Source organism: Salmonella sp. 32070601201500089SM, assembly GCF_017573605.1.
Classification (GTDB): domain Bacteria; phylum Pseudomonadota; class Gammaproteobacteria; order Enterobacterales; family Enterobacteriaceae; genus Salmonella; species Salmonella enterica.
This window is the reverse complement of record NZ_JAGETK010000002.1, coordinates 375,589-386,621: the sequence shown is the minus strand read 5'-3', so window position 1 is coordinate 386,621 and position 11,033 is coordinate 375,589. Positions and strand designations below refer to the sequence as shown.

Annotated in this window: 11 protein-coding genes and 1 pseudogene; 10 read left to right on the top strand and 2 right to left on the bottom strand. The window is 52.0% G+C overall.

Going from position 1 to position 11,033, the window contains the following annotated elements; all coding sequences use genetic code 11:
• The first annotated feature begins 233 nt into the window (after nt 1-233).
• From speFL to J4728_RS05425, 4 genes are all read left to right on the top strand, one after another.
• Nucleotides 234-338 carry a leader peptide SpeFL gene (gene speFL / locus J4728_RS05440; RefSeq protein WP_015632840.1) on the top strand — a complete coding sequence of 35 codons (105 nt, stop codon included), beginning with the start codon at nt 234-236 and terminating at the stop codon, nt 336-338.
• A 378-nt stretch (nt 339-716) separates the two neighbouring features.
• Nucleotides 717-2,915 (top strand): ornithine decarboxylase SpeF, encoded by a 2,199-nt coding sequence (gene speF / locus J4728_RS05435; protein WP_023240726.1) that lies wholly within the window; start codon nt 717-719, stop codon nt 2,913-2,915.
• Entirely contained in the window at nt 2,912-4,231 is a 1,320-nt protein-coding gene (gene potE / locus J4728_RS05430; RefSeq protein ID WP_000042658.1) for a putrescine-ornithine antiporter, read from the top strand. Before speF ends, potE begins: the two co-directional genes overlap by 4 nt.
• A 64-nt stretch (nt 4,232-4,295) precedes the next feature.
• Complete coding sequence (locus J4728_RS05425) at nt 4,296-4,781, top strand: pyridoxamine 5'-phosphate oxidase family protein (RefSeq protein ID WP_079942214.1); 486 nt, start codon at nt 4,296-4,298, stop codon at nt 4,779-4,781.
• 114 nt (nt 4,782-4,895) lie between these two features.
• Here J4728_RS05425 and pgm read toward each other — a convergent pair whose 3' ends face one another.
• The gene (pgm, locus tag J4728_RS05420; RefSeq protein WP_000974385.1) at nt 4,896-6,536 is read right to left on the bottom strand and encodes a phosphoglucomutase (alpha-D-glucose-1,6-bisphosphate-dependent); all 1,641 of its coding nucleotides are present in this window, start codon (nt 6,534-6,536) and stop codon (nt 4,896-4,898) included.
• A 24-nt stretch (nt 6,537-6,560) separates the two neighbouring features.
• Entirely contained in the window at nt 6,561-7,103 is a 543-nt protein-coding gene (gene seqA, locus J4728_RS05415; protein ID WP_000848395.1) for a replication initiation negative regulator SeqA, read from the bottom strand.
• Between the two features lie 184 nt (nt 7,104-7,287).
• On the opposite strand from seqA, the gene ybfF reads away from it, so the two are divergent.
• From ybfF to tcuR, 6 genes and pseudogenes are all read left to right on the top strand, one after another.
• Nucleotides 7,288-8,058, top strand: a complete 771-nt coding sequence (ybfF, locus tag J4728_RS05410; protein WP_000773245.1) for an esterase — start codon at nt 7,288-7,290, stop codon at nt 8,056-8,058.
• 133 nt (nt 8,059-8,191) lie between these two features.
• A complete protein-coding gene (gene ybfE / locus J4728_RS05405) occupies nt 8,192-8,485 on the top strand; it encodes a LexA regulated protein (RefSeq protein WP_098064857.1) in 294 nt (97 codons plus the stop codon).
• A 150-nt stretch (nt 8,486-8,635) separates the two neighbouring features.
• A complete protein-coding gene (fldA, locus tag J4728_RS05400; protein WP_001018621.1) occupies nt 8,636-9,166 on the top strand; it encodes a flavodoxin FldA in 531 nt (176 codons plus the stop codon).
• Between the two features lie 203 nt (nt 9,167-9,369).
• A pseudogene (locus J4728_RS05395) lies at nt 9,370-9,455 on the top strand (ryhB-regulated fur leader peptide).
• Nucleotides 9,448-9,900, top strand: coding sequence for a ferric iron uptake transcriptional regulator (fur, locus tag J4728_RS05390; RefSeq protein WP_000131699.1), 453 nt, complete (start codon nt 9,448-9,450; stop codon nt 9,898-9,900). The pseudogene J4728_RS05395 and the gene fur overlap by 8 nt, the downstream one beginning before the upstream one ends.
• 114 nt (nt 9,901-10,014) lie before the next feature.
• Nucleotides 10,015-10,941 carry a tricarballylate utilization LysR family transcriptional regulator TcuR gene (gene tcuR / locus J4728_RS05385; protein WP_000423365.1) on the top strand — a complete coding sequence of 309 codons (927 nt, stop codon included), beginning with the start codon at nt 10,015-10,017 and terminating at the stop codon, nt 10,939-10,941.
• The last annotated feature ends 92 nt before the right edge of the window (nt 10,942-11,033 follow it).

The following is an 11,033-nucleotide window of genomic DNA, read 5'->3' as shown; positions in this document are numbered from 1 at the left end:
TTATTTTCGGCGTCGCGAATAATTATTTTCGCGGCGATATTATATTTTATGGAGAATATAAAAAACATATAATTAACATTTAAGAAACAATCCGTTATTTCACAGCACGATATGCATAATCGCCGACTAATTATTTTTCAAATGATCGTTTTTTGTTGATCTGGTTCACAGATTGCTGGCGCTTCCTGGATAAAATATCCATGCTTTCAATAAATCAATGAAAGGACCTCAAAATGGAAAATAATAATCGTTTTATGCCCCATATAAGGCGGACAACGCATATTATGATGTTTGCCCACCGTAATAGTTTCGACTTTCATTTCTTTAATGCCCGGTAGTTTTTCTGCTACGGGTACTTCAGCATACAGGTCTTTCCGACCCTTATGTCATTCAGGTCTATTGCCTAAATAACTCGAATTGTTAAAAGCGACAGTACGGTAATTCCTTTACGCCAAGCCAGCTAACTATGTGGTTTGACAGAAGAAATTCCGACTCAGCGCAATTTTAGTTATCGCGGTTTCTGCCTGTATATCGTAGTACTCAACTCCTTAAATCCTGAATTTCCTGCAACCGGACGGGTTGGGATTTATTACATCTAAAATAAAGCTAATTTACTGATTTTTTATCAGCGGGATAGCTTTGATTTTTTCCGGAAGAATCAGTTTCTCATGCGAGAAATTGAGGGCCTGCTATTACCTGAAATAAAGAGATGAAAAATGTCAGAATTAAAAATTGCCGTTAGCCGTCATTGCCCGGATTGTTTTTCTACACACCGTAATATTGTAAATGTTGATGAGAGTCGTTTCATCGACGTGGCTGCCATCGTGTTATCCATCGACGACATTGAACACGGAAAACTCGATGAAATCGACGCAACGGGTTACGGTATTCCCGTGTTTGTCGCGACTCATGACGAAGGGCGCGTACCGCCTGAGTATTTGCCGCGTATCTCTGGTGTATTCGAATATAATGAATCCCGTACTGCCTTCTATGGTCGCCAGTTGGAAACCGCAGCAAGCCACTACGAAACGCAGTTACGCCCGCCGTTTTTCCGCGCGCTGGTGGATTATGTCAACCAGGGCAACAGCGCATTTGACTGCCCGGGGCATCAGGGCGGCGAATTCTTCCGCCGTCATCCTGCCGGTAATCAGTTCGTGGAATACTTTGGCGAAACGCTCTTCCGCTCCGACCTATGCAACGCGGACGTGGCGATGGGCGATCTGCTGATTCACGAAGGCGCGCCTTGCATTGCGCAGCAACATGCGGCGAAAGTCTTTAACGCCGATAAGACCTACTTTGTGCTGAACGGGACCTCCTCCTCTAACAAAGTCGTACTCAACGCGCTGTTAACGCCGGGCGATCTGGTACTGTTTGACCGTAACAACCACAAATCTAACCACCACGGCGCATTATTGCAGGCGGGCGCAACGCCAGTTTATCTGGAAACCGCGCGTAACCCGTATGGTTTTATCGGCGGGATCGACGCTCACTGCTTCGAAGAAGATTACCTGCGCGAGCTGATTAGCGAAGTCGCGCCGCAGCGTGCCCACGAAGCACGTCCATTCCGTCTGGCCGTCATCCAGTTAGGCACCTACGACGGTACCATTTATAACGCCCGTCAGGTCGTTGATAAAATTGGTCATCTGTGCGACTACATCCTGTTTGACTCCGCCTGGGTCGGCTATGAACAATTTATTCCGATGATGGCCGATTGTTCGCCGCTGCTGCTGGAACTGAACGAAAACGATCCGGGTATTCTGGTGACGCAGTCCGTTCATAAACAACAAGCCGGTTTCTCCCAGACCTCGCAGATCCATAAAAAAGATAGCCATATCAAAGGGCAATCGCGCTACGTTCCGCATAAGCGCATGAACAACGCCTTTATGATGCACGCCTCCACCAGCCCGTTCTATCCGCTGTTCGCCGCGCTGGACGTTAACGCCAAAATGCACGAAGGCGTCAGCGGTCGCAATATGTGGATGGATTGCGTGGTTAACGGCATCGATGCCCGTAAATTGATCCTCGAAAACTGTCATCACATCCGTCCGTTCGTACCGGAACTGATTGATGGTAAGCCGTGGCAGTCATACCCGACGTCAGAGATCGCCAGCGATCTGCGCTTCTTCCACTTCGTTCCGGGAGAACACTGGCATGCGTTTGAAGGCTATGCCGAACATCAGTACTTTGTCGACCCTTGCAAACTGCTGCTCACCACACCGGGCATTAATGCAGCGAGCGGCGAATATGAAGACTTTGGCGTTCCTGCCACGATCCTCGCCAACTTCCTGCGCGAGAACGGCGTTGTGCCGGAAAAATGCGACCTCAACTCCATTCTGTTCCTGCTGACGCCGGCAGAAGACATGGCGAAGTTACAACAGCTTGTCGCCCTGCTGGCTCGTTTCGAAAAACTGCTGGAAGCTGATGCGCCGTTAGCGGAAGTATTACCGTCCATCTACAAACAGCATGAAGCGCGTTATGCCGGCTACACCCTGCGTCAGCTTTGCCAGGAGATGCACGATCTCTATGCGCGGCACAACGTGAAACAGCTGCAAAAAGAGATGTTCCGTAAATCGCATTTCCCGAAAGTCAGTATGAATCCGCAAGAGGCCAACTATGCCTATCTGCGCGGCGAGGTCGAACTGGTTCGCCTGCCGGAAGCGGAAGGTCGTATCGCGGCTGAAGGCGCTCTGCCTTACCCGCCGGGAGTGCTGTGTGTAGTTCCGGGTGAAATCTGGGGCGGTTCTGTCCTGCGTTACTTCAGCGCCCTGGAAGAAGGGATCAACCTGCTGCCGGGCTTTGCGCCTGAACTGCAGGGCGTTTATATCGAAGAACACGACGGCCGTAAGCAGGTCTGGTGCTACGTCATTAAACCTCGTGACGCACAGCGCTCCCTGCTGAAGGAGGAAAAATTATGAGTAAACCTAAATCCAATAAAATGGGTGTCGTGCAGCTCACAATTCTGACTATGGTCAACATGATGGGCTCCGGGATCATCATGCTACCGACCAAACTGTCTGAAGTCGGCACGATATCCATTATCTCCTGGCTGGTCACCGCCGTCGGCTCGATGGCGCTGGCCTGGGCGTTTGCGAAATGCGGTATGTTTAGCCGTAAATCCGGCGGCATGGGCGGTTACGCCGAATATGCCTTCGGTAAATCCGGCAACTTTATGGCGAACTATACCTACGGCGTCTCGCTGCTGATCGCCAACGTGGCTATCGCCATCTCCGCTGTCGGCTATGGCACCGAACTGTTCGGCGCCGCGCTGACGCCGCTCCAGATCGGTCTGGCGACTATCGCCGTATTGTGGGTTTGTACCATCGCAAACTTTGGCGGCGCGCGTATTACCGGACAGATCAGTAGCGTTACCGTTTGGGGCGTCATCATTCCGGTTGTCGGCCTGTGCATCATTGGCTGGTTCTGGTTTAGCCCCAGCATGTACGTAGCGTCATGGAACCCGCACCATGTTCCGTTCTTTAGCGCGGTCGGTTCTTCCATCGCCATGACGTTGTGGGCATTTCTTGGACTGGAATCCGCCTGCGCCAACGCAGACGTGGTCGAGAATCCAGAAAAGAACGTCCCCATTGCGGTACTGGGCGGTACGCTGGGCGCGGCGGTCATCTATATCGTTTCGACTAACGTGATTGCCGGGATTGTGCCGAACATGGATCTGGCGAACTCCACGGCGCCGTTTGGTCTGGCGTTTGCACAGATGTTCACGCCTGCGGTAGGTAAAGTGATCATGGCGCTGATGGTAATGTCCTGCTGCGGCTCGCTGCTGGGCTGGCAGTTCACTATCGCTCAGGTCTTTAAATCCTCCGCTGACGAAGGCTATTTCCCGAAAGTCTTCTCTCGTGTAACGAAAGTCGACGCGCCGGTACAGGGGATGCTGATTATTGTGATTATTCAGACTGGCCTGTCGCTGATGACCATTAGCCCGTCGCTGAATAGTCAGTTTAACGTCCTGGTTAACCTGGCGGTGGTGACGAACATTATTCCGTATATTCTGTCGATGGCCGCGCTGGTTATCATTCAGAAAATGGCGAATGTGCCGTCATCAAAAGCGAAAGTCGCTAACTTCGTGGCCTTCGTTGGCGCCATGTATAGCTTCTACGCGCTCTATTCCTCCGGTGAAGAAGCCATGCTGTACGGCTCAATTGTGACCTTCCTCGGCTGGACGTTATACGGCCTGGTCTCACCGCGTTTTGAATTGAAAAATAAACACGGCTGATGGCGCGCCCGGGCTGCGGTAACGGTAGTCCGGGCATTTTCACTCTTTGAATAAGATAATAGAAATGAGTAATCCAGAGCGGGAAGTCACTGATATAGCAGAAATACTGGCTATTCTCAGTAAACACGAAGTGTGTCGGATAGGGTTTAACGACAATCTCTGCCCGTATGTTGTCCCCGTAAATTTTGGCTACGAGTATCAGAACGGACGCTGGATATTTTATTTTCACGGCGCACGCACCGGGAAAAAGATGCGTCTGTTACGTAAGAACCCGGCAGTATGCATTGAAATGGACGGCGACCATGCATTACTACGTGCCGATGACCCCTGTGATTATAGCTACGCCTACACCAGCGTTTTCGCCACCGGACTGGCATCGATATTGCAAACGCGCGAGGAGATGCGCCACGGCCTGGACGTCATTATGTGCCAGACCGATCCGGGAAAAACCTTCAATTATCGGGAAGATATGATGAAAGCGGTTTGCGTGGTGCGTATCGAATGCGACGCCCTCACCTGCCGCCGACATCTGGCGACTCAGAGCGAATAAGTCAGATATCACAAGCGCCTTATCCGGCCTGGAGGCGATTTACAGGCCTGATAAGCGCAGCGCCGTTAATATAAAAAAGGAGCCTTACGGCTCCTTTTTCTTCCATATCGCCCATCAGGCGTTTTTCAATACTTCGCTAACGATTTCAACGGCTTCTTTCTCAATCTGCTTGCGATGTTCTTCCCCCAGGAAGCTTTCGCAATAGATCTTGTAAGCGTCTTCCGTACCGGATGGACGCGCGGCGAACCAGCCGTTATCGGTCATTACCTTCAGGCCGCCAATCGATGCGCCATTACCCGGCGCTGCGGTAAGACGCGCGGTGATCGGGTCGCCTGCCAGCGTGCTGGCGCTCACCATTTCCGGAGACAGTTTAGACAATGCCGCTTTCTGGGCCGAGGTCGCTGCCGCCTGCAGACGGTTATAGCTCGGCGCGCCAAAACGCGCTGCCAGTTCATTGTAATGCTCTTGCGGGTTTTTCCCGGTAACGGCGGTGATTTCCGCCGCCAGCAGGCACATGATGATACCGTCTTTATCGGTAGACCACGGCGTACCGTCGAAACGCAGGAACGAAGCGCCCGCGCTCTCTTCCCCGCCGAAACCAAAGCTGCCGTCGAACAAACCGTCAACAAACCATTTGAAGCCAACCGGCACTTCTACCAGCTTGCGTCCCAAGTCATTCACCACGCGGTCAATCATCGCGGAAGAGACCAGCGTTTTACCGACAGCCACGTCTTTGCCCCACAGCGGACGATGCTGGAACAGATAGTTAATGGCGACCGCCAGATAATGGTTCGGGTTCATCAGCCCTGCAGGCGTCACGATGCCATGACGGTCGTAGTCCGGGTCGTTGGCGAAGGCCAGGTCAAACTTGTCACGCAGCGCCAGCAAACCCGCCATCGCACATTCGGAGGAGCAATCCATACGGATCGCGCCATCTTTATCAAGGTGCATAAAGCGGAAGGTTTGATCAACCTGATCGTTAACTAACGTCAGGTTAAGTTTGTAATGCTCAGCGATACGTTTCCAGTATTCAATACCGGAGCCGCCCAGCGGATCGACACCCAGCGTCAGACCGGCTTTCTGAATCGCCGCCATATCAACGATATCCGCCAGCCCTTCGACAAATGGCTGTACCAGATCTACCGCTTTAACGTGGCCCGAGGCCATTGCCGCATCCAGAGAGATGCGCTTAACGCCTTGCAGGCCGCCCGCCAGCAGCGCATTGGCGCGATCTTCTACCACTTTAGTGACGTTGGTATCCGCCGGGCCGCCATTGGGCGGATTATATTTAATACCGCCATCTTCCGGCGGGTTGTGCGACGGCGTAATGACAATACCATCTGCCAGCGGGCCGCCTTTTTTGTTATGGACCAGGATAGCATTTGACACGGCAGGCGTTGGCGTGAAGCCATTATTTTCCTGCACGATAACGTCTACGCCGTTTGCCGCCAGCACTTCCAGCACGGAAATGAAGGCCGGTTCCGAGAGCGCATGGGTATCTTTCCCCACATAGCAGGGGCCGGTAATGCCGTTTTTCGCCCGCTCTTCAGCAATCGCCTGGGCGATCGCCAGAATATGCGGTTCGTTGAAACTGTGACGACCTGCGCTGCCGCGATGGCCGGAAGTGCCAAATTTCACGGCATGTTCTGCATTCCCTGCCTCCGGTTTCAGTACATAATACTGCGCCGTCAGTTGGGCGACGTTAATCAAATCACTCTGTTGCGCGGGTTGTCCTGCGCGGTTGTGGATTGCCATTGCCTGGTCCTTCTAATGCAAGGATTAAATTGTTCCGCAAACCTTTTCAATCAATTCCGCCGGGAATTGCATTGACTGCATGATGTGTTCGATCATGCTGCATTTACGGCCGGTGTTGGTGTTGGTGATCACCCAGTACGGCGTGCCGGGAACGTGCTTAGGTTTAGTTTGATTCCCATTTTTCAGCAGCGTTTGTTCATCCGCCGCAAAATAGACGCGCGTACGGCCATGCAACGACTCCGTCGCCTCCGCAAACGCGTGGTGATCCAGTGAATAGAGTGTAGTCAGAATCAGCATAAAGCGGTTGACCGCTTTTTTCTGCTCGGCATATTCGTCAGACAACAACAGCTCACGCATCGCGCGAACTTTGTCTTTTACCGGGTTAACTGGTTTCGCTTCGGCAACGGGTTGCGCCGCAGGCGTCCCCTTCACCGCTGAAGCCGTTGGCTGTGTCGTGGCGGAAAACTTCAACATACGCCGTAAAATGTCGGATGCGCTCTCGCCGATATGCTTGGTGTGGCTGGCAATATAGCTATAGAGTTCATCATCAACTTCAATCGTTTTCATCTTAATCCAGTGCGATGTCTTTGCTGAATACAAGTCATTGGGATTATAGGAACAAATCCCAACAGCGGATAGCGTTAAGCCCGGCTGACAAAAAAACTCGGAGTAAACCTTAGAGGTTGCAGCCCAGTGGCAGAATGGTCAACATAATACCCTAACCCGACAGAGCGAAAAAAAGAACTTTGCCATGAAATTAAACATCCGAGCGCAATCTGCACAAAACCTGCACAATAATTCCCCCATCGTTCTCGTTCATGGTCTGTTTGGCAGCCTGGACAACCTCGGCGTACTGGCGCGGGATCTGGTGACCGATCACGACATTATTCAGGTCGATATGCGCAATCATGGTTTATCGCCGCGCGATCCGGTCATGGATTATCCGGCAATGGCCCAGGATCTTCTGGATACGCTTGACGCGCAGCAGATTGAAAAAGCGACGTTTATTGGTCATTCCATGGGTGGGAAAGCGGTAATGGCGCTGACGGCGCTGGCGCCCGATCGCATCGATCGTCTGGTCGCGATTGATATCGCCCCCGTGGATTATCACGTTCGCCGCCACGATCGCATTTTCGCGGCCATTAACGCCGTCAGCGAATCCGACGCGACATCCCGCCAACAGGCGGCAGGGATTATGCGCCAACACCTCAACGAAGAAGGCGTAATCCAGTTTCTGTTAAAATCCTGGGCTGAAGGCGAATGGCGTTTTAATGTTCCGGTATTATGGGAGCAGTATCCGCATATCGTCGGCTGGGAAACCATTCCGCCCTGGGAACATCCGGCGCTGTTTATTCCAGGCGGTAACTCGCCGTACGTGACCGAAGCGTACCGCGACGCGTTGTTGGCGCAATTCCCTCTGGCGCGCGCGCATGTGATCGCCGGCGCGGGCCACTGGGTACATGCCGAAAAACCAGAGGCGGTTCTGCGCGCCATCCGCCGTTATCTGCACGATAAACGCTAACTGATTAAAAACTCATCGCCTGTGCGCGATTACGCGCGCGGGCGTTGGCGTCGCTTCCTCGCTGATGTATGATGGCGCGCTATCCATCCGGGCATAAGCCTGGCTGATTGTTTCCCCCGAAGTCACCAAAATCATGGCCAAAGAACAAACGGACCGTACGACATTAGATCTGTTCGCGCACGAGCGTCGCCCGGGACGACCTAAAACGAATCCGCTTTCGCGCGATGAACAGTTACGCATCAACAAGCGCAACCAGTTAAAACGCGACAAAGTTCGTGGCCTCAAGCGTGTCGAATTAAAACTCAACGCACAAGCGGTTGACGCGCTGAATGAGCTGGCCGAAGCGCGCAACATTAGCCGCAGCGAGCTCATTGAAGAAATATTAATGAAGCAGCTTATAGCGCTGCGCGGCCAGGGTTTAGTCTGAAAATAAGTTTTGTTTCATATTTCGTGTAGCAGAGCGTGCAGTCCCGCGTGATTGCTGTTTCCGCATATCTGCCTGTTCTGCTATGATTGCCCTTATCCGTGGGCAATTCGCCACCACCATTTCAATAAGTTTCAAGAGGTTATTTTACTCATGGCAATCACTGGCATCTTTTTCGGCAGCGACACCGGTAATACCGAAAATATCGCAAAAATGATTCAAAAACAGCTTGGTAAAGACGTTGCCGATGTGCATGACATTGCAAAAAGCAGTAAAGAAGACCTGGAAGGGTACGACATTCTGCTGCTGGGCATCCCAACTTGGTACTATGGCGAAGCGCAATGTGACTGGGATGACTTCTTCCCGACTCTCGAAGAGATTGACTTTAACGGTAAGCTGGTGGCGCTGTTTGGCTGTGGCGATCAGGAAGACTACGCGGAATACTTCTGTGATGCGCTGGGCACGATTCGCGACATTATTGAGCCGCGCGGCGCCACGATTGTGGGTCACTGGCCAACTGCAGGCTATCATTTTGAAGCCTCTAAAGGTCTGGCTGACGACGATCATTTTGTCGGTCTGGCGATTGACGAAGACCGTCAGCCTGAACTGACCGCCGAGCGTGTTGAAAAATGGGTTAAGCAAGTTTCGGCTGAATTGCACCTCGACGACATCCTCAACGCCTAATCTTATGCGGCGCAGCGTTATATCTGCGCCGCATCAATAGACAAGACCAATCAAAATAATTGCTACAAATTTGTAACTTTCGCACCCATCCCTGTACAATGTCCGGGTGTAATCAGGTGGCGCCAGAATTTGCAGGCAAAACCACAGTTTTATTAACATCTGCGAGAGACTTGCGGTTTTCATTTCGGCATGGCAGTCCTATAATGATACGCATTATCTTGAGTGCAATTTCTGTCACTTCTCTAATGAAGTGAATCGTTTAGCAACAGGACAGATTCCGCATGACTGACAACAATACCGCATTAAAGAAGGCTGGCCTGAAAGTAACGCTTCCTCGTTTAAAAATTCTGGAAGTTCTTCAGGAACCAGATAACCATCACGTCAGTGCGGAAGATTTATACAAACGCCTGATCGACATGGGTGAAGAAATCGGTCTGGCAACCGTATACCGTGTGCTGAACCAGTTTGACGATGCCGGTATCGTGACCCGCCATAATTTTGAAGGCGGTAAATCCGTTTTTGAACTGACGCAACAGCATCATCACGACCATCTTATCTGCCTTGACTGCGGAAAAGTGATTGAATTTAGTGATGACTCTATTGAAGCGCGCCAGCGTGAAATTGCGGCGAAACACGGTATTCGTTTAACTAATCACAGCCTCTATCTTTACGGCCACTGCGCTGAAGGCGACTGCCGCGAAGACGAGCACGCGCACGATGACGCGACTAAATAAGTGTAAATCTTTCGAAGAGCCAACCGCCCGGTTGGCTTTTTTATATCCTCCTCTTTCCTGCCGCTTGATGTTGATTTAATGTAAAAAACGCTATCGCATCTCAGGAGAGCAGGAATGGAGCTTCGCCAGTTACGCTATTTCGTGCGTATTATTGAAACCGGCAGTATGGGCAGCGCCGCACAGGATCTTGATATTGGCGTTTCAGCATTAAGTCAACAGATGTCCCGTCTGGAAAACGAGCTTGCCATCCGTCTGCTGCAGCGCACTTCGCGCGGCGTAACGCCAACCAACGCCGGGCTGGCCTTTTATTCGCAGGCGCAACTCGCCCTGCGTCATGCCGACGACGCAATTCTCGCCGCCAGAGAAGCGCGCCTTTCCGGTCATGTGAGCGTAGGAATGGCCCCCAGTACCGCCTCCATACTGGGTATACCGTTTATCCATGCCATGCAGGAAAACTATGCCGATGTCCGACTGCATGTGGTGGAAAGCTTGTCCGGTAATCTGGAAAGAATGATCAATACCCGCCAGATTGATTTAGCCGTTGTCTTTCAAAAAGATAAAATCCTGCGCTGGAGCGCCAGACCGATCCTTGAAGAACAGCTTTTTCTGATTGGCTCCCATGCCCTGCTGGCGGCGCTTCCTGATAACCCGATCACACCTGAACACTTGGCAGGCATTCCGCTCATTATGCCAAGCCAGGGACATGGGCTGCGCGGCAGGCTGGACGCTGTCTGCCAGGAACATGCGCTTAACGTTGAAATCGTCGCGGAAATTGACGGCCTGGCGTTGTTGATGCGCGCCGTGCGCGACGGTCTTGGCGCCACGTTGCAGCCCGGCGCGGCGATTTCTCATCTGGATAACGACGCGCTACGCGTGATCGGCGTCCATAATCCGGTACTCAGCCGCCCCAATTTTTTAGTCAGCCTGTCGGATGATGAACTGACGCCCGCCGGCCTTGCCGCCAGAGTAGTCCTTACCAAAGTTATGCGTCAGTTAGTCGACGCCGGCGAATGGCCAGGCGCAACTCTTTACGCTTACTAAACCCCTGTTTAGCGCTACCTGATAGCGCGCCGCTTATTTATCCGTATACATTTCAATTACAAATTTAACAAATAGTTAAATGGTACGGGAGT

Excerpts from the sequence above, each read along its gene's own strand:
- tcuR (WP_000423365.1), top strand. The coding sequence starts at position 10,015 with ATGGAGCTTCGCCAGTTACGCTATTTCGTGCGTATTATTGAAACCGGC.
- ybfE (WP_098064857.1), top strand. The coding sequence starts at position 8,192 with ATGGCCAAAGAACAAACGGACCGTACGACATTAGATCTGTTCGCGCAC.
- potE (WP_000042658.1), top strand. The coding sequence starts at position 2,912 with ATGAGTAAACCTAAATCCAATAAAATGGGTGTCGTGCAGCTCACAATT.
- ybfF (WP_000773245.1), top strand. The coding sequence starts at position 7,288 with ATGAAATTAAACATCCGAGCGCAATCTGCACAAAACCTGCACAATAAT.
- J4728_RS05425 (WP_079942214.1), top strand. The coding sequence starts at position 4,296 with ATGAGTAATCCAGAGCGGGAAGTCACTGATATAGCAGAAATACTGGCT.
- fur (WP_000131699.1), top strand. The coding sequence starts at position 9,448 with ATGACTGACAACAATACCGCATTAAAGAAGGCTGGCCTGAAAGTAACG.
- fldA (WP_001018621.1), top strand. The coding sequence starts at position 8,636 with ATGGCAATCACTGGCATCTTTTTCGGCAGCGACACCGGTAATACCGAA.
- speFL (WP_015632840.1), top strand. The coding sequence starts at position 234 with ATGGAAAATAATAATCGTTTTATGCCCCATATAAGGCGGACAACGCAT.
- pgm (WP_000974385.1), bottom strand. The coding sequence starts at position 6,536 with ATGGCAATCCACAACCGCGCAGGACAACCCGCGCAACAGAGTGATTTG.
- seqA (WP_000848395.1), bottom strand. The coding sequence starts at position 7,103 with ATGAAAACGATTGAAGTTGATGATGAACTCTATAGCTATATTGCCAGC.
- speF (WP_023240726.1), top strand. The coding sequence starts at position 717 with ATGTCAGAATTAAAAATTGCCGTTAGCCGTCATTGCCCGGATTGTTTT.